Below are 19354 nucleotides of genomic sequence, written 5' to 3'. Positions count from 1 at the left end.
CCGCCGCACCGTTCCAACCGGACACTCCGCCCCCCTTCGCCCACGTACGCCTACGGGTTCACTCGCCGACCGCGACGAACCGCCACACCGTGCCGTCCTCCTCCTCGTCCGACTCGGCGTCGTCGGCGTCGACGTCGACCTGGACCCCCTCGGCCTCCAGCGAGTCCCGCAGGCGGTCGCGTACGGCCGCGCTGAGGTAGTTGTGGTGCAGGTCCAGGGTCTTGAGGTGCGTGAGCGGCTGACCGGTGAGGAGCGCGGTCGCGCCGTCGTCGGTGAGAACGCCCATCGACACGTCCAGCACGTCGAGGCGGGCCACCACCGGGGCGGCGGCCAGGGCCGCGCAGATGTCGTCCTGCATCTCGCTGTTGCGCAGCGCCAGATGCTTGAGGGCCGGGAGCCGGGTGCCCGCGAGGATCGGCGCCAGGTCGGCCACCTCACTGTCGCCGCCGTACTCGGAGGTGCCCAGCCACAGGTCCAGCTCGACGAGGGCCGGCAGATCGCTGCCCGCGACACCCCGGACCGCCTCGACGGGCATGCCGCCGGTCTCCACCGTCAGCGACCGCAGCCGCTCGTGCCGCACCGCCGGGAAGACGAGCCCCTGACCGCCGCGCACCCCGAACTCCTCCAGCTCCGGGAAGGCGTTCAGCAGCGGGCCCACATCCCCCTGGTTGATCCAGGAGATCTCGCACTCCTCCCCCACGATGTCGCCGAGGAACAGCGCGCGCAGCGAGGGCAGCCGGTCCTTCGCCGCGACCAGGGCCTCGACGATCTCCTCGGGGCCGTTGTCGTAGGCGTCGCTCCACGCGCCCACCACCAGCGCCCGCACCTTCTCGGTGTCGACCGAGGCCAGGAACCGGGCGAACGCCTCCTCCCAGGCCTCCTCGCTGTCGTACGCGCCCACGGTGATGTTCCAGGCCACCGAGTCGGGCGCGGGCAGACGGGCGGCGCCCCCCTGGTCCTTCACCGACGTGGGGAAGCGGTGGACCCGCAGTCCGTGGAACTCCTCCAGATGGCTCCCGATGGTCATGTGCGCCCCGCCCCTTCGTTCCATGTCCATGGCGGAGGCCGGGTCCCTGCCCGGTCCGCCCGTCGCGCACCCGGGGCACACAGCGCCGCCGGGTAGGGGAGTTCTACCAAGCCGCACCGACATCGTGTGCGGCGGACCCCTGTCCTGTGGACGAACACCCGCGCTCGCCCCGGCGAACCGCCGTGCGGAGCCGACTGTCAGTGGCCGCCCCTACGGTCGTCTCGTGGCACGGGAAGTGCCCGACGGGAGGGAGACCCATGTACCGGCAAGGAGACGTCCTCATCGCGCCGTTGGCGGAGAGCGCGGTGCCGCGAGGCGCGCTCGACGCCACGTCGGAGCCGCGTGACGGGCGTGGCCGACTCGTCCTCGCCCTCGGCGAGGTCACCGGCCACGCGCACGCCGTGGTCGGCCCCGGCCGCCTGATCCGCGAGGCGAGCGTGTTCGGTCCGATGCTGCTGCACGTGCCGGAGGGCGCCCGTGTCGTCCACGAGGAGCACGCGGCGATCTCCCTGCCCAAGGGCTGGTACCGCGTCATCCGTCAGCGCGAGTACGTACCCGGGTCGGTGCGCATCGTCGCGGACTGAGATCCGTGGGGGAGAGGGCGGCCGTGACGTGCGGCAGCCGCAGGGACAGGCATCGAGATCCAGGAGGAACGGCGTGACGGAACAGACGAGTTGGCGGGCGATGGCGGCGGCCACCGGGGCGGGCGACCGGGCACGGACCGAGGCGGGCGTGCGCCTGGCGTACCGGCGGGCGGGGCTGGCGGAGCCCGAGCGGATCGTGTGGGCCCCCTCGCCCCTCGCGGCGGTACGCCTGCTCTCGGGAGCGGCCGCGGAGGACGGCGAGGCGCTCCCCGCGACCGGGGCGAGCGTCCGTGACGCCGTCCGCAACAGACCGGTCGCCGCCGCCCGCGCCCGGCTGCACACCCGGCTGGGCCCCACCGGCTGGGGCGACCACTGGCGGGCGACCGGCGCCGACCTCTGGGAGACCACCCGGCCCCTCGTCGACCGCGTCCGCGCCGGTGTCGTCGAGGTCCTGGCCCCCGCCGACCGCAAGGCGGAGGCCGACGTCCGGCTGCTGCTCCTGGACGCGGTCCTGGGCCAGCACGACGCGGCCTGGCTGTCCGCCTGCGACGCCGCCCCCGAGCTGGACGGACTCGCGGAGGTGGCCCGCACGGCCGGCTGGTGGTGGCCGTACGAGAAGGTCGCGGTCGTCGCCGAACGGCCGGTGGAACTGCACCGCGACGAGGCGGGCCGGCTGGATCGTGGCGACGGACCCGCGCTCGCCTTCTCCGACGGCTTCGCCCTGCACGCCTGGCGCGGACTGCCCGTCCCCGGCGAGTTCCTCGACCGGCTGGACACGCTGACCCCGCAGCTGATCAGGGCCGAGGAGAACGCGGAACTGCGCCGCGTGATGCTCGAGTTCTACGGCTACGACCGCTATCTGGAGGAGTCCGGCGCGCAGCCCGTGCACCGCGACGAGACGGGCGTGCTGTGGCGCATGGCCCTGCCCGGCGACGAGGACGTGGTGATGGTGGAGGTCGTCAACTCCACCCCGGAACCGGACGGCACGAGCCGCACCTACTGGCTGCGGGTGCCGCCCACCACGACCACGGCCCGGGAGGGCGTGGCCTGGACGTTCGGCCTGAGCGCCGAGGCGTACGAGCCGCTGCGGCAGACCTGAGGCCCTGCGGGGCCCCGCCCCTCACTCGAACCGTGAGGTGTCGCCCGCGCCCTTGCGGATGATCTCGGCCTCGCCGCTGGAGAAGTCGATGACGGTCGTGGGTTCCGTGCCGCAGTCCCCGGAGTCCACCACCGCGTCGACCAGGTAGTCGAGGCGCTCCTTGATCTCCCAGCCCTGCGTCAGCGGCTCCTCCTCGTCGGGCAGCAGCAGCGTGCTGGAGACGAGCGGTTCACCGAGCTCCGCGAGGAGCGCCTGGGCCACCCGGTGGTCGGGGATGCGCACCCCGACGGTCTTCTTCTTGGGGTGCAGGAGCTTGCGGGGCACCTCCCTCGTCGCGGGGAGGATGAAGGTGTAACTGCCCGGTGTCGACGCCTTCACGGCACGGAACACGTCGTTGTCGACGTGCACGAACTGGCCCAGCTGCGCGAAGTTCTCGCACACCAGGGTGAAGTGGTGACGGTCGTCGAGCTGCCGGATCGTACGGATCCGCTCGATGCCGTCACGACTGCCCAGCTGGCACCCGAGGGCGAAGCAGGAGTCCGTCGGATACGCGATCAGCCCACCCTGACGAATGCTGTCGGCCACCTGCCCGATGGCACGAGGCTGAGGATTGTCGGGGTGCACGTCGTAGTACTTGGCCATTCCCCGAGCTTATGCCTCGGAGCCCCGCCGACCCGTCGATGGGGCCGCAGGCCCCTGCCGAGGGGCTCGGGGAACTGCGCGACCAGCCACGGCCGACCCGCAGTCGACCACGGTCCGCAGTTCCCCCTGCCCGTGAGCGGAGTGCTACGCGCCGCTGGCGCGCAGCATGTCCTCACGCTCGACGATCTTCACGCGCTCACGGCCCTCCGGCTCACCGAGCGCCTTCTCCGCCGCGTCGAGCTTGTACCAGCCCTCCCACGTCGTGAAGCGCACGTTGCGCTCCGCGAGGAAGGCGTCGACGGCCTCCGGCGCGGGCGCGGACGGCTCGTGCAGCCGCCCGTTCGCGAAGTCGTCCAGGAGGTTGGAGACGGTCTCGTTGGCGTCGCCCTTGGTGTGCCCGATGAGGCCCACCGGACCGCGCCGGATCCAGCCGGTGACGTACGTCGACTGCAGGTGCGCCCCGGTCTCCTCGATGACCCGGCCGCCCGCGTCGGGGACGGTGCCCGAGTCGACGTCCCAGGGCAGCTTGGGCAGCTTGTCCGAGAGGTAGCCGACCGCGCGGTAGACGCCGGTGACGTCCCAGTCCTTGAACTCGCCGGTGCCCTTGACGTTGCCGGTGCCGTCCAGCGTGGTGCGCTCGGTGCGCAGGCCGACGACCTTGCCGTCCTCGCCGAGGATCTCGGTGGGCGACTCGAAGAAGTGCAGGAACAGCTTGTGCGGGCGGTCGCCGGTGTCGCGGATCGCCCAGTTCTCCAGGGTCTTGGCGACCATGTCGGCCTGCTTGTTGCCGCGCCGGGTCGCGATGGAGCCCTCGTCGTAGTCGATGTCCTCGGGGTCGACGATGACCTCGATGTTGGGGGAGTGGTCCAGCTCCCGCAGCTCCATGGGGGAGAACTTCGCCTGTGCCGGGCCACGGCGGCCGAAGACGTGGATCTCCAGCGCCTTGTTGGCCTTCAGGCCCTCGTAGACGTTGGCCGGGATCTCGGTGGGCAGCAGCTCGTCGGCGGTCTTGGCGAGGACCCGGGCGACGTCGAGCGCCACGTTGCCGACACCGAGGACGGCGACCTTCTCGGCCTCCAGGGGCCAGGTGCGCGGGACGTCCGGGTGGCCGTCGTACCAGGAGACGAAGTCGGCCGCGCCGTAGGAGCCGTCGAGGTCGATGCCGGGGATGTCGAGCGCGCGGTCGGCCGTCGCGCCGGTGGAGAAGATCACGGCGTCGTAGAACGCGCGCAGATCGTCCAGGTTGATGTCCGTCGGGTAGTCGACGTTGCCGAAGAGACGGATCTGCGGCTTGTCGAGCACCTGGTGCAGGGCGGTGATGATGCCCTTGATGCGGGGGTGGTCGGGGGCCACGCCGTAACGGATCAGTCCGAACGGGGCGGGCATCCGCTCGTAGAGGTCGATGGACACACCGGGGTCGGTGGCGACGTCGGACTTCAGCAGCGCGTCGGCGGCGTAGATCCCGGCGGGTCCGGCTCCGACAATGGCTACCCGCAGAGGGCGGGGCATGTTCAGGTTCCCTTCGAGCGGAAGAAAAGCTTCTCGCCGGCAACCCTAAACTAAGGTAACCCTTACCAGGTACGCGGGTCGGGTCTATGACCTCATAAGCCGATCTTATGCCATGCGGGGGAATGGGCGGACGGCGGGGAGGCCGGGGAAACGGCCGGTGGAGACCTCTGCGGCCCGTCCGCGGCCTCCTCTGTCGACCGGACGTGTTTGCCTCGGCGGTGAACGGCAACGCGGTTCCCATGACTCAGCCGAACAAAGACCCGAACCAGAACTCCGCGTCCGCCGAGACGACCGCTGCCAAGGCCCGCCGGACCGCCGGCAAGGCGACGGCACCGGCCACCGCGTCCGCGAAGACGGCCGCGGTCAAGATGGACGACGCGACGTCGTCCGCCAAGGCCGGGGCCGGACACGCGGCCGACGCGGCCAAGCGCGCAGCCGACAGCACCAACAGTGCCGTGCACAGCGCCGTGAAGGGCGTCGAGGCGGGCCGCCAGGCGGTGGTGCAGGCCTCCGGTCAGGTGGCCGCCACCGCGAAGACGGCGATGACGGTGATCGCCCACCGCAAGCTCGTCGCCGCCGGCGTGGGCGCGGGCCTGACCGCCCTGACCGCCGTCTCCTACGCGGCCGGCCGTCGCTCCGGCCAGCACGTCCACGGCCCGATCACCCGGCTCACCGGCGGCCGTATCTGACCTGCCTGCGGGGGTCGTCCGGCACGAGCTGCCGGACGACCCCCGCACGCCCTCCTACCAGCGGCCTTCCACCTGCTCCTTGATCCGGCGGTCGTACAGCTCCCGGATCGCCGTGAGCGTCTCGCCGGACAGCTCCGGCAGTGCGGCGGCCGACGCGTTGGCGCGGGCCTGCTCGGGCGTGCGGGCGCCCGGGATGACCGTCGTGACGCCCGGCAGCTGGATGATCCAGCGCAGCGCCAGCTGGGCCGGGGTGAAGCCCTCGGGGGCGAGCGCGGCGAACTCGACGGCCGCCTCCACCCCCGTGCCGTAGTCGACACCGGAGAAGGTCTCGCCCTGGTCGAAGGACTCACCGTGGCGGTTGTAGGTGCGGTGGTCGTTCTCCGCGAAGACCGTGTCCTTGGTGTACTTGCCGGAGAGCAGACCCGAGGCCAGCGGTACGCGCGCGATGATCGCGACCCCCGCCTTCTCGGCCGCCGGGAGCACGTCGAGGAGCGGCTTCATCCGGAACGGGTTGAGGATGATCTGCACGCTCGCCACGTTCGGCCGGGCGATCGCCGTCAGCGCCTCGGCGCAGGTCTCCACGCTGACGCCGTACGCGGCGATCCGCTCCTCCTCGACCAGGGTGTCGAGCGCGTCGAACACCTCGTCGGAGGAGTAGACCGGCGTGGGCGGGCAGTGCAGCTGGACCAGGTCGAGGCGGTCCACGCCGAGGTTGCGGCGGGAGCGGTCGTTCCAGGCCCGGAAGTTGTCCAGGACGTAGTTCTCGGGGATCTGTTCCACGCGACGGCCCATCTTCGTCGCGACGAAGACATGCAGATCGGGCCTGCTCCGCAGGAACGTGGCGATGGTCTCCTCGCTGCGCCCGTCGCCGTAGACGTCGGCCGTGTCGAAGAAGGTCACCCCCGACTCGGCGGCGGTCTCCAGCACCGCGAGGGCTTCCCTGTCGTCGACGTCTCCCCAGTCGGCGCCCAACTGCCATGTGCCGAGACCGACCACGGACGCGTGCTGACCCGACCTACCGAATGCGCGTTCTTCCATGGCGTCAGTCTGTCACCTGTTCCAGGTGGTCAGTGCGGGTAGGCGCGCGGCGGACGCTGCCGGGGCAGCTCGTCCCGGAACTCCGCGACGACCGAGCTGATCTGCCGGGTCAGTTCGGTCTTCTCCAGCCGGTCGAGATACAGGTTGCGGCGGGCCAGGCCCACCGCGTCCACGCAGAAGTACAGCGCCATCAGCGGGTTGACGAACAGTTCGCTGTTCCGGGTCCGCTCGGTGAACCGGACATCGCCGAACTCGCCCCGCACGGCCGCCGCGACCGAGCCGTTGACGATGCTCGGATGGGTCGGCGTGGCCCGCTGGGCGTGTGCCACCGCGTCCAGGTAGAGGGCGCCCTCGCGGCTGTCGCGGGGCAGTGAGAAGGCCCCCAGGTAGGAGCCGTCGCGGTCCAGCGCGGCCAGGTTCTCCAGGACCAGCGCGTGGTTGACCCCGTGGTAGGCGTCCACGCCGAAGCCGAGGCAGGCCACCAGCCGCTCGGGGACCTCGTCGAGACCGGCGACGGCGCCCAGGCTCGCCATGTCCTCCTCCGGCGTGCCGAGCCCGTGTTCGTCGCCGCGCATCAGGATGTCGGTGCCGCCGTCCACCAGGACGACGGCGTCCACCTCGCCCAGATGCCCGAGGAGCGCGCGGTAGGCGGCTCGCAGGGGCGCCACACCCGTACGGGACAGCGCGTACACGGTGCTCGGCATCCCGTGCAGGTCCAGCCACTCGGCGAGGGTGCGCTCGGGGAAGTAGTCGCCCCGGAAGGCGGTGTCGGGGCCGACCGCCGCGACGTCCTGCTCCAGCCACACGTCGAGGCTCAGGCCGTACAGATCGGCGAAGGAGAGGTTGGCGAGATGGACCTCCTTGCCCGCCGACCGCAGAGCGAGGGCCAGCGGCAGTGCGGCGTAGACGTCGAAACCGCCGCCGGCACCGGCTATGAGCACACGCCGCGCGTCGCGCAGCCGTGTGAAGAACGGGGGTTGCTGGAGGGAGAACACCGGGGGAAGTTAGCAGGGTGGCGCAGGGGGCGCGCACGATTTACGCGGACCGGGCCACCGGCTACCGTACCGGTCAGTAACCGGACCGCACCGGGCCGGACCGGACCGCAGGAGGCCCTCATGCCGCAGCTCGAAGTCGACGGCGCCACGCTGACGTACGACGACGAGGGCCCCCGCGAGGGCGACGGTGTGCCGCTGGTGTTCGTCCACGGCTGGACCGCCGACCGCCACCGCTGGGACCACCAGGTCGCCCACTTCGCCCGGAAGCGGCGCGTGATCCGCCTCGACCTGCGCGGGCACGGCGAGAGCGCCGGCGCCGGGGTGCGCACGATCGAGGAGCTGGCGTCAGACGTGCTCGCCCTGCTCGATCACCTGGAGGTCGAGCGCTTCGTCCTGGTCGGCCACTCCATGGGCGGCATGATCTCCCAGACCATCACCCTCGCCCACCCCGAGCGGGTGGAACGCCTGGTGCTGGTCAACTCCATCGGCCGCATGACCTACAGCCGTGGCCGGGGCCTGCTGATGGCGGTCTCCACCCGCGTCCCCTTCAAGCTGTTCGTCGCCGCCAACATCCAGCGCGCCTTCGCGCCCGGCTACCCCCGCGAGGAGATCCGGGAGTACATCCGCGCCTCCGCCGCCACCCCGCGCGAGGTCGTGAGGACCCTGTACGGCGCCATGCGCGCGTTCGACGTACTCGACCGCCTCGGCGAGATCAGCACGCCCGTCCTCCTCGTTCACGGCTACCACGACATCCAACTGCCCGTCGCCCAGATGCTCCGTATGGCCAAGGCGTGTCAGGACGCCGAGGTGCGGATCCTGGACGCCGGCCACGAACTCCCGGTGGAGAAGCCCGCGGAGCTGACCGCCACCCTGGACCGCTTCCTCACCGGCTCCCGGGTCTGAGCCCGCCGCCGACCGAGGAGCCGAGGCCGCCGAGGGAGCGGAGCCACCGGGCCACCGCGTCGACCACCGCCCGGGTCCGCGACAGCCGGTCGATGTCCGCGGCCAGGGAGAGCGCCGCGCCCGTCCACGCGAAGCCGAAGGACCACACGGACAGCCACTCGCACAGGTAGAGAGGCGTGACCAGCCAGTCGTCGCCCACCCCGGTGGCCGCCGCCACGGCGGCCAGCGCCATGAAGACGAGGATCAGCACCCCGGCCACCCGATAGGGACGCCGCGCGTACGGCCGGTCCTTGATGCCGGGCGCCCGGTACATGGCGAGGCAGAACGCCGCCATCGCCGTCAACAGGGAGACGGCGAAGACCTGGTGGAACACGGAGACCGTCCGCTGTCCCGCGTCGCCTCCGGACCCCGGCGCGGTGGGGAAGAGGGCGACGCCCAGGGCGCAGGTGCCGGCGACGGTGCCCAGGATGTCGTTGAACCTGTCGAAGCGGTAGACGATCAGGAAGATCCCGAGCGCGCACAGCGCGCCGACGAAGATGTCACGGGTGCTCGTGTGGTACGCGCCGCTCATGGAACCGGGCCAGGAGTCCGCACCGGCCCGGCCGTCGATCCGCGCCGCGATCCAGTTGCCGGCCGGCAGCGCCAGGGGGAGCAGGACGCCGATGACCCCGACCCCCAGGCGCAGCCGCATGACCGTCCGCGCGTCCTGGTCCTTCTTCCGGGTCGCCGCCCCGCCCCGCGGGGGCTCGGCGGCGTCCCCGTCCGTCACGCCCACGGGCACCTCCTCACCGAAACGCGCGAGGCGAAGCCGTGCCCGCCACCGGACGATGTCCGGTATCCGTCGAACACAAACTCGAACGCAGGGCTGCGAGTCGGGCTCGTCAGCCGGTCAACTGCCCTTCCGCGGTGGCCAGTAGCTCCGTCACCCGCAGCGCGAACGCGGCGTCGCACGGATGCGGACGACCACTGCGGGCCGCCGCCAGCAGCGCGTCCCCCGCACGCACCAGAGCCGGTACGGGTCCTTCGTCGGTGGTGGGCAGCACGGCCGTCCCGGCCCTGCCGCGCAGCTCGACCGTGGCGCCGGAGGCCGCGGGAGGGGCGGTGAGGCTGAGGGTGAGCGTGCTGGACGCCCCGCCGGTGTGCAGGAGCACCAGGTGGACCGTGTCCCGGGGCCCCCGCACGGCGGCGGCCACCTTCTCCACGTCCCCGAGGACCGGCAGCAGCACGGACAGGGCGTGCGGGCCCACGTCCCACAGGCCGCCCTTCTCGCGCCGCCACGGCGAGTCGGCGAAGGGGCTGTCGCTCTCGTCGTCGAACAGCGACCCGAACCACTCCGCGCGGCCCGTGAACCAGCCCTCCCGGGCGGCCTGTTCGGTGATCCACGCGTCGATCGCGGTCTGGAACCGGGCGGTGAAGAAGACGACCGAGGCGACCCCGGTCTCCTCGACCGCCTCGACGACGGCCCGCCCCTGCTCGACGTCGATCGACAGCGGCTTGTCGAGGAGCAGATGACAGCCCGCCCGCGCCGCGCGCACCGCGAGCGGCGCCTGGACCGAGGGCGGCAGGGCCACGGCGACCGCGTCCACGTCCGCGAACAGGGCGTCGACGTCCTCGTACACGGGCAGGCCGCCGTGCCGGTCGGCGAGTTCCTCGGCGGCCTCCGGGCGCCTGCCCCACACCCCCGCGAACTCCAGCTCCTGGTGCGCGCTCAGCGCGGGGGCGTAGGCCATCTCGGCCCACGGTCCGGTTCCGAGCAGTCCTATACGCATGCTCCGGTCACTCCTTGTGCTTTGGGTGTCATGTCTATGTCCCTCAAAACCCTTCAGGGGCTTCGGGGCGGGGCGGGGCCGGGCGGGTCCGACGGCCGTCAGGGCAGCGCCTGTTCGGTCCAGATCGTCTTGCCGGTGGGGGAGTAGCGGGTGCCCCAGCGCTGGGTGAGCTGGGCGATGAGGTACAGGCCCCGGCCGCCCTCGTCGGTCGTGGCGGCGTACCGCAGATGGGGCGAGGTGTGACTGCTGTCGGTGACCTCGCAGATCAGCTGGCGGTCGTGGATGAGCCGGACCCGGATGGGGCCGCCGCCGTACCGGATGGCGTTGGTGACCAGCTCGCTGAGGATCAGCTCGGTGGTGAACTCCAGCTCCTCCAGGCCCCATGCGGCCAGCTGCCGGGTGGCCTCGGAGCGCGCCCGGCGGACCGCGGCCGGATCGTCGGGCACCTCCCACTCGACGACACGGCCCGCGTCCAGTGCCCGGGTGCGGGCGACGATCAGCGCGATGTCGTCGCTCGCCCGGCTCGGCGGCAACGCGTCGAGCACGGCCTCACAGGTGCCCTGCGGCGAGCTGTCGGCCCCCGTCAGGGCGGTGCGCAGCAGTTCGAGCCCGTCGTCGATGTCCCGCTCCCGGTCCTCGACGAGACCATCGGTGTACAGCACCATGCGGCTGCCCTCGGCGAGGTCCAGCTCGGCCGTCTCGAAGGGCAGCCCGCCGAGACCGAGCGGTGGGCCGGCCGGCACGTCGGGGAAGTCGACCGTGCCGTCGGGCCGGGCCACCGCGAGCGGCGGATGACCGGCGCGGGCCACGGTGCAGCGCCGTGAGACCGGGTCGTAGATCGCGTACAGGCAGGTCGCCCCGGTGATCGGGGCGTTGCCGTCGAGGACCGCCTCGTCCTGGTCGATCCGGCTGACCATCTCGTCCAGGAGCCCCAGGATCTCGTCCGGCGGCAGGTCCAGCGCGGTGAAGTTGTGGACCGCCGTGCGCAGCCGCCCCATCGTCGCCGCCGCGTGCAGACCGTGACCGACCACGTCGCCCACGACGACGGCGACCCGGGTGCCGGACAGCGGCAGCACGTCGAACCAGTCGCCGCCCACCCCGGCCTGGGCTGGCAGATAGCGGTAGGCGACATCCAGGGCGCTCTGCTCGGGCAGGGTGCGCGGCAGCAGGCTGCGCTGCAGGGTCTCGGCCATCGTGTGCTCGCGGGTGTAGCGGCGCGCGTTGTCGATGGAGACCGCCGCGCGCGCCACGAGCTCCTCGGCGAGCGCCAGCTCCTCCTGGTCGAACGGCTCGGGCTTCTCCGAGCGCCAGAAGGTGGCCACCCCCAACACCAGCTGGCCCACCCGCACCGGCACGGTGATCAGCGAGTGGATGCCGTACTCGACGACCTGGGCGGACCGTTCGACATCCTGCGCCTGCCAGCCGGGCGCCCGGCTGAGGTCGGCCACGAGGGTCGAGCTGCCGCTGTCGATACTGCGGGCCTGGGGCGAGGAGGGGACCAGGTCGATCCGCTCGCCCACCTTGTACAGCGGCGCGTCCTCGCGGATCCCGGTGCACGCCGTACGGCGCAGCGTGGTGGCCGTCTCGGGCTCGTCGCCGCTGAGTGCGGCCGGGGCCAGGTCCACGGTGACGAAGTCCGCGAACCTGGGGACCGCCACCTCCGCCAGTTCCTCGGCGGTACGGGTCACGTCCAGGCCGGTGCCGACGCCCACCCCGGCGTCGTAGAGCAGCCTCAGCCGCTCCCGCGCCGCCTCCGCGCGGCCCGAGAGGGCGCGCAGCTCGGTGGAGTCGCGGAGCGTGGCGACGCTGCCGGAGGGCTCGCCCTGGAGGTCGGTCGGCCGCTGGTTGACCGCGAGCAGCCGGTCGCCCACCAGGTGCACCTCGTCGTTGGCGATCCGGCCCGAGGCCAGCAGGTCCGCCATGTGCGCTTCGAGGCCCAGGGAGTGGACGTCCCTGCCCTCCGCGTCGGCGGGAAGGTCCAGCAGCCGGTGCGCCTCGTCGTTGGCGAGCAGCAGCCGGCCCCCGCCGCCGATGATGATCACGCCCTCCCGCACGGCGTGCAGCACCGCGTCGTGGTGCTCGTACATGCGGGTCATCTCCGACGGGCCGAGCCCGTGGGTCTGCCGCAGCAGCCGTTTGCTGACGAGCGCCGTGCCCGCCGTGGCCAGGGCGAGGGCCGCCGCGGCGGCGGCCAGCACGAGGGGCAACTGCTCCTCGGCGACCCCGCCCACGTTCTCGGTGGTGATCCCGGCCGACACCAGGCCCACCACGTTGCCGTCCGGGTCCTTGACCGGCACCACGGCCTGGACCAGCGGGCCGAGGGTGCCGTCCACCTCCTCGGTGAAGGACTCGCCCTTCAGCGCGGGCTCGACGGTGCCGACGAACTGCTTGCCGATGCGGTCCGTCTTCGGATGGGTGTAGCGGATCCCGTCGGTGTTCATCACGACGATGAAGTCCACCCCGGACTGCACCCTCGCGGCCTCGGCCCTCGGCTGGAGCACCTCCGTCGGATCGGGGGCGCTCAGCGCCTCCCGGGTCCCCGGCGCGTTGGCGAACGTCTCCGCCACCGCGAGCGAACGGTTGTGCGCCTCCTTGGAGCTGTCGTGCCGCACCTGGAGGACCAGCGCCACCACGGCCGACACGACCAGTACCAGCACGATCACGACCTGCAGCAGGAACACCTGCCCGGCGACGCTGCGCCCGCTCAGCGCCGAGCGCAGCCCCGAGAGCGGGCCCCAGCCATGTCCCGGCTCCCGACTCGCGCCGCCGTCCGATCCATGCGGTACCCGCCGGGCACGGTCGTCCCGACCCCGCGCAGGCCGGCTCTGGGGACGGCGGGTCGACTGAGAGCGAGATCGACCCAGGAGACGGACCATGTGCCCATGTCTACACTGCCCCGCGCCCGGAGGCGAGAGGGGGTCGTGCGCCGCCCTTGCCGATGCCGTGGGCAACTCGCTCGGGAGAGCGCTTGCTACCGCTTTGACCATGTGTGATGCCCTGCTACCTGTCAGGTTCCTGTGAATCTGGGAGGCGTTTGAACACATCGGGGTCCGGCTCCGTATATGGCTGGGGTTCTCCATGCCCGGACCAGACCACGACGTTGTAGGAGCTATCCGTGGGACGCACCACCAGGCGCAGACGCCCATCCGGAGCACGGCGCGCGACCTCTGCCGCGATCGCGCTGATCCTGGGCGGAGGCGGCCTCGTGGCCGTCAACGTCTACGCGTCGGCCACCGAGGACGGTTCGCCGGACGACCGGGTCGAGCAGGTCAACTCCGCCGCCGGCACTATCGACTGCCCGGACGTCGGCAGCGAGCTGACGGAGGTGCCCGCCGGGGCGCGGGAGGGTGTCGACAAGGAACTCGCCGCCCTGGACCAGCAGATAGCCGAGGCCTACCAGCGGCTGCAGAACTCCGTCCGGGCCCGACAGCAGGACAGCGGCTTCGCCGACGACGCGATCATGAGCCCGCTGAGGGAGAAGCGGGCGGCGACGGTCGAGCGGATCGCGATCGCCATCGACCGCGTCGGGGACCGCCCCGAGGGTCTCAACTCCCTCGCCGCCTGCGAACTGCGTCCCGCCGAGAATCAGAACACCGGTCAGGACGGCGGAGAACAGGACGGTGGAGTCCAGGGCGGCGACGGCCGGAACCAGGGCGGCCAGGGCGAGCAGGGGCAGCAGGGCAACGGTGGTCAGGCCGGCAACGGGCCGGTGGCCGCGGACTACGCCGACATCAGGTCCGTCCAGCCCAACGCAGCGAACGGCGGCGGGCAGAGCGGCTCGACCGGCTCCTTCAGCACCGACTGCGGTGTGAACGCGAACGGCGTCTTCAACTCGGACAACGTCATCGTCGCCCCCGGTGTCTCCAACGGCGCGCACCACTTCCACGACTACGTCGGCAACCAGGGCAACAACGCGTTCGCCGGCGACGAGGACCTCGCCGCCGCCGACACCAGCTGTGAGAACCAGGGCGACAGGTCGTCGTACTTCTGGCCCGTGATCCGTCTGCAGAACGGCACCGCCGAGCAGGACGCCAACTCGCCCGGCGGCGGCATCGAGGGCAACGCCGGTGAGATCGTGACGCCCAAGGAGGTCACGATGACCTTCGTCGGCAGCCCGCGGGGCGAGGTCGTGGAGATGCCGCGGCTGCTGCGCATCATCACGGGTGACGCCAAGGCCTTCATCAACGGCCCGGCCAACGCCAACGCGTCCTGGAGCTGCACCGGCTTCGAGGACCGGCAGCTGAAGGACAAGTACCCGCTCTGCCCCTCCGGCAGCGACGTCGTCCGCACCTTCAAGTTCCAGAGCTGCTGGGACGGGCGCAACATCGACAGCGCCAACCACCGCACCCACGTGGCCTTCGCCGCCGCGGACGGCGGCTGCGCGGCCGGGTTCGAGGCCATCCCGCAGCTGGTCCAGCGCATCGTCTACGACGTCGACGCCCCGAGCCTCCGGGACGGCGGACGTACGACCCCGCTGTTCGCCGTGGACTCCTTCCCCGAACAGCTCCACAAGGCCGTCACCGACCACGGCGACTTCATCAACGTCTTCGACGAGGACCTGATGCGGGCGATGGTGGACTGCATCAACGACGGCCGCGAGTGCGACGCGGCCGACCTCGGCGGCGACCAGGGCGGCGGTGGCGGCGACCAGGGCGACGGTGACGACCAAGGGAACGGTGGCGACCAGGGCGGCGACGCCGGCCAGGGCGACGACCAGGGACAAGGCCAGGGCCAGGACGACGGTCAGGGCCAGGGCCAGGGCCAGGATCAGGAGCAGCCGGGCAACGGTCAGGACGAGGGTGCTGACCAGGGACAGGACCAGGACGAGAACGCGGCCGAGCCCTCCGAGGCCGCCCAGGCACCCGGCGGCGCGGGCGACCAGGCGAACCAGGGCGGCGACAGGGAGCCCCAGGTCCTCGGCTCGGTGAAGGCGACCCAGCGCGGCAACCCCGCCGCCGACGACAAGGGCGGCGAGGGCGAACAGGCCGACAAGGGGGGCGGCGGCGGCGAGGTCGTGGACGACGCCGGGGACGACGGCGACGCGGTCGCGGCGCCTGGGCAGACGCCTGCGGCGAACGCGCCGTCGGCCGCCGGGCAGCCCGGCGCACAGGGATCCGGGTCGGCGTCGGGCAGCCTAGCCGAGACCGGTTCGCAGCTGTGGCCCGCGATGATCGGCGGCGTGGCCGTGCTGGCCGGTGTCGTACTGCTCCGCCGGGTCAGGCGCGGCACCTACTGATCCCGTACGGCCACCTGGATGCGATCCCCCTGCTCCGCCAACCTTGTTGGTCTGAGCGGGACTTGATCCTGCATCAGCTGACGGGGCGGGGCGGAGCATGGCGAAGGGCTGGGCTCGGCGGCTGCGGCTGTGGCTGCGGCTGCCTCCGGGCGACGTGGCGGCGGCCGCCGTGCTGCTCGTGGCCATGACGGCCGTACGGCTCGGCGCGGGAGACGACCCGGACGCCTCCCCGCCCGTCGTCCTGGCCCTCGGGGCGGTGATCGCCGGAGGCCTGGCGGTCCGGCGCCGCGTCCCGCTCGCCGGGTACGCGGTGGGCACGGCGGGGCTCGTCGTCGAGGCCCTGTGGGTGGTGGCCGTGATCGACTGGCAGCCGTGGTGGGGGCCGGTGTCCTGGCGCAAGCCGGTCGCGTTCGGGGTGTCCTTCGGGCTGCTGGTGTGGTCCGTGGTCTGGATCACGCGTCAGCTGCCCGCGCGCTGGTGGGTGTGGGTCCCGGCCGGCCTGATCGTCGCCGTCGCCGTCTGCGAGGTCGGGCTCATCACCGCCCAGCGCTGGCGCGGCGTCGCCTCCCACTTCAACCAGGCCACGGACACCGACTCGGCGATCTGGTCCGTGATCGGCACCCTGATCCTGCCGCTGATCCTCGGCCTGGTGTGGCTGTTCGTCGCCGCGCTGGGTGGTTCGACGGCGGCGGAAGCTCCCGCGTGGCCACGCTCACGGGGCTGGGGGCCGTGCCGGTGGCCGGGTACATCGGCATGGGCATGGCCGCCATCGGGGAGGCCGCCTTCGACGACACCGGACGTGTGCCGCGCGACGTGCTGTTCGGGGCGGCGGGCAGCGTGAAGCTCGCCCATGCCGTCGGGCTGCACGGCATCCGACTCCTCGCCGTCCTCGCGATCCTGTGCGAGGCGGGCCGACTGCCGCCCCGTCGGGCCGGGCGGGTCATGGCCATGGCGGCACTCGGCTACGCCGCCGTCTTCTGGGCGGTCACCGCGACCGCCTACGCAGGCCGCGGCCCGTACGACCCGACCGCGCCCTACGGGATCCTGCTGGCGGCGGGTGCCCTCACGACGGGCACGGCGGCCGCCGTCGTCCTCGCGCAGGCGTCCCCCGCCCGCCGAGCACCCTCCGCCGCCCCGGCCGTGGAGAACAGGTCGCCCGCCGGGCGAACCGGAACGTGACCCGGGTGCGTCAACCAGCTGTGGGGCCTGTACTTTTCACGCACCGACCAGGGGTGCGACCGACGCTTTCGCGCCACCTCTCGAGCCATGGTCACGAAGTGAAATCGATCTCCGCCAGCGCCCGAGAATCGTCTGTCCTGGCATCGAGTTTCGGCCGTACACTGACAATTCGTAAGCATGCGGGTGGAGTTGACGGGGGGATCCGAGATGTCCGGGGATCAGTACGGTGTAAGAGACCAGGACGGGTGGAGTCACAGCTACGTCGTGCCGCCGATGCCGTCGGCGCCGCCCCCCGGCCCCGCTGACGGCTGGCGGGCCGTCGGGGTGGGCCTGCTGAACCTCAGCGGCCTGGGCCTCGGCTACGCGCTGATGCGCCGCCCGCTCCTGACCCTGCTGTGCTGGGCGGCCACCGGACTGCTGCTCTTCTCGGTGCTGCCGGCCGACCCCGACGGAGTCCCGGGCGCCACCCTCACCGTCTACGGCCTCTTCCTTCTCCTCGCGGCGGCCCACGGCGCCTTCCTGGGCCTGCGCAACCGCCTGGTGTGGCCCGCGAAGTCCCCGCTGGCCATCGCGCTCGGCGTCCTCCTGCTCGGCGTACCGGTCGCGAGCGGACTGCTGTACGAGACCGCGCGGAAGGAAGCCGTCGAGGAGATGCTCCTGGACCGGCTGGAGAAGGCCGACGAGCTCGTCGACAAGGCCTCCGGCGAGTCCTTCTCGACGACCCAGTCCGAGTACCGCAGGGCTCTGGCCGCCTACGACGACCTCACCACCGACCACCCCGACTCCCGGGCGGCCGAGAAGGTCCCGGACCGGCTGAAGACCTTCTACACGACCGTCGGCGCCCCCTACGAGCAGCAGGAGTACTGCGAGGCGGTCGCTCCCCTCGAATACCTGCGTACGGTTCCGCGGACCGTGAGCAAGCAGGACCTCGGCTCGCTGGCCGCCTGGCCCGACGACCGGCTCGCCACCTCGCTGTACGAATGCGCCTCCGACAGCCTGGCGGCCGACACCGCGGGCTGGCAGGACCAGTTCGGCGACCTCCTCACCACGTTCCCCGACTCCGATCAGGCGGCGAAGGTCGAACCCGACGTCAAGGCGGCCGTCGACAAGGCGGTCAAGGCCGTCGGCGGCGACGACCCGTGCACCGCCGTGGACCAGCTGGAGACGCTCGGCTCCCAGGTCAAGGCGTTGCCGGGGGAGAAGGCCGGGGTGGCCGACGCCCTGGCCGCCGCCGCCGGAAAGGCCGAGGACTCGGCCTCCGCCGGTGTCTACACCTGCGGCGTCGACCAGTACAAGGACGGCGAATTCGCCGAGGCGGTGACGTCGATGAACGACTTCGTCGACGCCCACAAGAACCACAAGAACGCGCCGCGCGCCAAGAAGATAGCGATCGCCGCCGAGATCGCGCAGGAGGTCCCGGAGGCGGGCAAGAAGCTGCCCACCACCCGGACCGGCGGCAGCATCTCCGTCACGGTCAAGAACGACAGCCCCGACGAGATCCAGGTCATGTACACCGGCCCGGTGACCGGCACCTTCACCCTGAAGGGCTGCTCCACCTGCACCAGCTACGACTGGAGCAGCACCCTGGTGTCCAGCTTCAAGCCGTGCAGCGGCAACGACAAGTACCCGCAGCGCACCATCAGCCTGCCGGTCGGCACCACGTACTTCCTGCACAAGCCGAAGGGCGACAACGCCTCCAGCGCCGCCTCCGACACGGCCAAACTGGAGTCCGGCTACATCTACACAGAGTGCGCCTACGTGACCTCGGGCTACGGCCTGAACTCCTGACGCGCCCCCGGGCACGGTGACCGAGGGCCGCGGCGGCTCAGCCCCTGCGGCCCTCCAGCCACCCGGCGACCTCGTCCAGGTCCTTCGCGATCGCCTTGCGCACGGCTCGAGCACCCACGGGGCCCATGACCCGGGCGAGCAGACCCGCGACGGAGCCGGTCGGCCGGGCGGAGAACGTCATCACGATCGTCGTCGACCCCGGCCCGTCGGCCCGCAGCACCCACTCCGAGACATAGCGGGAGCCGTGCGACTCGGCCTCCACCACATAGCGCTCGGGCGGCTCGCTGACGGTCACCCACATCTCCTCGGTGGCGTCCTTGCCGAACATCCGACGGGTCTCCCGCCACCGCGTGCCCACCCCGAAGCCCCCGTCCGTGAGGACCTCGACCCTCGTGACACCGCTGAGCATCCGATCCATACCGCCGAGGTCCGTCAGGGCCTCCCACACCCGGCCCTGGGAAGCGGCCACCCGTCGCTCGACGACGACACTTCTGCTGGTCATGCCTCCCATGAAAGCACCGGGCACGGACGTCCGCCCCAGGACGGCCACCGTGCCGGCGCCCGCCCCGGCCGGCGCGCCAGGTTCCGTAACCAGGGTGCGTAGTTCTACGGACGCCCGCGCGGGAGGCGTTCTGGAAGGCTCGGATCTTCAGGTGCGGCCGGGATCGGTGCGGCCGCATGGAAGGGATCCGGCCCTGGGTATCCCTCCTCCACGCGTTCGACCACGACACCCCGCCGCCCCGCCCCACGGCCCCGTGGGGCGATCCGGCTCCGCCGCCGCACCCCGTCCGCCACGACCGAGGAGAACCCGATGACCGAACGCCCCGAGGGTGCGCCGGCACAGCCGCAACCGCAGGACCAGCCGTCCGCGTCCCCGTCGGCGCCCCCGCCCGGGC

General features: G+C 72.1%; 17 protein-coding genes. 8 read left to right on the top strand and 9 right to left on the bottom strand.

The features are described from left to right. Window positions 1-58 precede the first annotated feature (58 nt). Window positions 59-1027, bottom strand: a complete 969-nt coding sequence (locus P1P70_RS21745; RefSeq protein ID WP_319240303.1) for an STM4015 family protein — start codon at window positions 1025-1027, stop codon at window positions 59-61. Between the two features lie 257 nt (window positions 1028-1284). On the opposite strand from P1P70_RS21745, the gene P1P70_RS21740 reads away from it, so the two are divergent. Further along, a complete protein-coding gene (locus P1P70_RS21740) occupies window positions 1285-1611 on the top strand; it encodes a hypothetical protein (RefSeq protein WP_319240302.1) in 327 nt (108 codons plus the stop codon). A gap of 73 nt (window positions 1612-1684) precedes the next feature. Further along, window positions 1685-2710 (top strand): DUF6745 domain-containing protein, encoded by a 1026-nt coding sequence (locus P1P70_RS21735; protein WP_413471510.1) that lies wholly within the window; start codon window positions 1685-1687, stop codon window positions 2708-2710. A gap of 21 nt (window positions 2711-2731) precedes the next feature. On the opposite strand, the gene P1P70_RS21730 is transcribed toward P1P70_RS21735, so the two are convergent. Both P1P70_RS21730 and P1P70_RS21725 read right to left on the bottom strand, forming a co-directional pair. Beyond that, complete coding sequence (locus P1P70_RS21730; RefSeq protein ID WP_033528678.1) at window positions 2732-3352, bottom strand: L-threonylcarbamoyladenylate synthase; 621 nt, start codon at window positions 3350-3352, stop codon at window positions 2732-2734. 144 nt (window positions 3353-3496) lie between these two features. Further along, complete coding sequence (locus P1P70_RS21725) at window positions 3497-4861, bottom strand: FAD-dependent oxidoreductase (RefSeq protein WP_319240300.1); 1365 nt, start codon at window positions 4859-4861, stop codon at window positions 3497-3499. Between the two features lie 203 nt (window positions 4862-5064). On the opposite strand from P1P70_RS21725, the gene P1P70_RS21720 reads away from it, so the two are divergent. Continuing rightward, a complete protein-coding gene (locus P1P70_RS21720; RefSeq protein ID WP_319240299.1) occupies window positions 5065-5550 on the top strand; it encodes a hypothetical protein in 486 nt (161 codons plus the stop codon). A gap of 54 nt (window positions 5551-5604) precedes the next feature. Here the strand turns inward: P1P70_RS21720 and P1P70_RS21715 are convergent, their stop codons facing one another. Together P1P70_RS21715 and P1P70_RS21710 are read right to left on the bottom strand one after the other, a co-directional pair. Further along, complete coding sequence (locus tag P1P70_RS21715; RefSeq protein WP_319240298.1) at window positions 5605-6588, bottom strand: aldo/keto reductase; 984 nt, start codon at window positions 6586-6588, stop codon at window positions 5605-5607. A 29-nt stretch (window positions 6589-6617) separates the two neighbouring features. After that, on the bottom strand, window positions 6618-7583 hold the full coding sequence (locus tag P1P70_RS21710; RefSeq protein WP_319240296.1) for a DUF1152 domain-containing protein: 966 nt from the start codon (window positions 7581-7583) through the stop codon (window positions 6618-6620). A gap of 120 nt (window positions 7584-7703) precedes the next feature. Here P1P70_RS21710 and P1P70_RS21705 point away from each other — a divergent pair, with 120 nt between their 5' ends. After that, on the top strand, window positions 7704-8486 hold the full coding sequence (locus tag P1P70_RS21705; protein WP_319240295.1) for an alpha/beta fold hydrolase: 783 nt from the start codon (window positions 7704-7706) through the stop codon (window positions 8484-8486). Here the strand turns inward: P1P70_RS21705 and P1P70_RS21700 are convergent. The 3 genes from P1P70_RS21700 to P1P70_RS21690 all read right to left on the bottom strand — a co-directional run bounded on the left by P1P70_RS21700 (window position 8467) and on the right by P1P70_RS21690 (window position 13131). Then, window positions 8467-9261 (bottom strand): hypothetical protein, encoded by a 795-nt coding sequence (locus P1P70_RS21700; RefSeq protein WP_319240291.1) that lies wholly within the window; start codon window positions 9259-9261, stop codon window positions 8467-8469. The two genes, P1P70_RS21705 and P1P70_RS21700, sit on opposite strands and share 20 nt — an antisense overlap. Window positions 9262-9367: 106 nt before the next feature. Further along, on the bottom strand, window positions 9368-10255 hold the full coding sequence (locus P1P70_RS21695) for a Gfo/Idh/MocA family oxidoreductase (RefSeq protein ID WP_319240289.1): 888 nt from the start codon (window positions 10253-10255) through the stop codon (window positions 9368-9370). Between the two features lie 98 nt (window positions 10256-10353). After that, window positions 10354-13131 (bottom strand): SpoIIE family protein phosphatase, encoded by a 2778-nt coding sequence (locus P1P70_RS21690; RefSeq protein WP_319240287.1) that lies wholly within the window; start codon window positions 13129-13131, stop codon window positions 10354-10356. Window positions 13132-13460: 329 nt separating this feature from the next. Here P1P70_RS21690 and P1P70_RS21685 point away from each other — a divergent pair, with 329 nt between their 5' ends. The 4 genes from P1P70_RS21685 (at window position 13461) to P1P70_RS21670 (ending at window position 18458) form a co-directional block, all read left to right on the top strand. Continuing rightward, the gene (locus tag P1P70_RS21685; protein WP_319240305.1) at window positions 13461-15491 is read left to right on the top strand and encodes a DUF1996 domain-containing protein; all 2031 of its coding nucleotides are present in this window, start codon (window positions 13461-13463) and stop codon (window positions 15489-15491) included. A gap of 97 nt (window positions 15492-15588) precedes the next feature. Then, a complete protein-coding gene (locus tag P1P70_RS21680; protein WP_319240285.1) occupies window positions 15589-16332 on the top strand; it encodes a hypothetical protein in 744 nt (247 codons plus the stop codon). Continuing rightward, window positions 16293-16670, top strand: a complete 378-nt coding sequence (locus P1P70_RS21675; RefSeq protein ID WP_319240283.1) for a hypothetical protein — start codon at window positions 16293-16295, stop codon at window positions 16668-16670. The genes P1P70_RS21680 and P1P70_RS21675 overlap by 40 nt, the downstream gene beginning before the upstream one ends. A gap of 207 nt (window positions 16671-16877) precedes the next feature. Next, complete coding sequence (locus P1P70_RS21670; protein ID WP_319240281.1) at window positions 16878-18458, top strand: hypothetical protein; 1581 nt, start codon at window positions 16878-16880, stop codon at window positions 18456-18458. Between the two features lie 37 nt (window positions 18459-18495). On the opposite strand, the gene P1P70_RS21665 is transcribed toward P1P70_RS21670, so the two are convergent. After that, the gene (locus tag P1P70_RS21665) at window positions 18496-18960 is read right to left on the bottom strand and encodes an SRPBCC family protein (protein ID WP_319240279.1); all 465 of its coding nucleotides are present in this window, start codon (window positions 18958-18960) and stop codon (window positions 18496-18498) included. Window positions 18961-19354: the final 394 nt, after the last annotated feature.

Origin of the sequence: Streptomyces sp. MB09-02B, from assembly GCF_033794485.1 — a bacterium.
GTDB lineage: Bacteria > Actinomycetota > Actinomycetes > Streptomycetales > Streptomycetaceae > Streptomyces.
Note: the sequence above shows the minus strand (reverse complement) of the source record. Positions and strands in the feature narration are given on the sequence as shown.

Excerpts from the sequence above, each read along its gene's own strand:
- P1P70_RS21730 (WP_033528678.1), bottom strand. The coding sequence starts at position 3,352 with ATGGCCAAGTACTACGACGTGCACCCCGACAATCCTCAGCCTCGTGCC.
- P1P70_RS21725 (WP_319240300.1), bottom strand. The coding sequence starts at position 4,861 with ATGCCCCGCCCTCTGCGGGTAGCCATTGTCGGAGCCGGACCCGCCGGG.
- P1P70_RS21705 (WP_319240295.1), top strand. The coding sequence starts at position 7,704 with ATGCCGCAGCTCGAAGTCGACGGCGCCACGCTGACGTACGACGACGAG.
- P1P70_RS21665 (WP_319240279.1), bottom strand. The coding sequence starts at position 18,960 with ATGACCAGCAGAAGTGTCGTCGTCGAGCGACGGGTGGCCGCTTCCCAG.
- P1P70_RS21745 (WP_319240303.1), bottom strand. The coding sequence starts at position 1,027 with ATGACCATCGGGAGCCATCTGGAGGAGTTCCACGGACTGCGGGTCCAC.
- P1P70_RS21715 (WP_319240298.1), bottom strand. The coding sequence starts at position 6,588 with ATGGAAGAACGCGCATTCGGTAGGTCGGGTCAGCACGCGTCCGTGGTC.
- P1P70_RS21680 (WP_319240285.1), top strand. The coding sequence starts at position 15,589 with ATGGCGAAGGGCTGGGCTCGGCGGCTGCGGCTGTGGCTGCGGCTGCCT.
- P1P70_RS21690 (WP_319240287.1), bottom strand. The coding sequence starts at position 13,131 with ATGGTCCGTCTCCTGGGTCGATCTCGCTCTCAGTCGACCCGCCGTCCC.
- P1P70_RS21740 (WP_319240302.1), top strand. The coding sequence starts at position 1,285 with ATGTACCGGCAAGGAGACGTCCTCATCGCGCCGTTGGCGGAGAGCGCG.
- P1P70_RS21695 (WP_319240289.1), bottom strand. The coding sequence starts at position 10,255 with ATGCGTATAGGACTGCTCGGAACCGGACCGTGGGCCGAGATGGCCTAC.
- P1P70_RS21670 (WP_319240281.1), top strand. The coding sequence starts at position 16,878 with ATGTCCGGGGATCAGTACGGTGTAAGAGACCAGGACGGGTGGAGTCAC.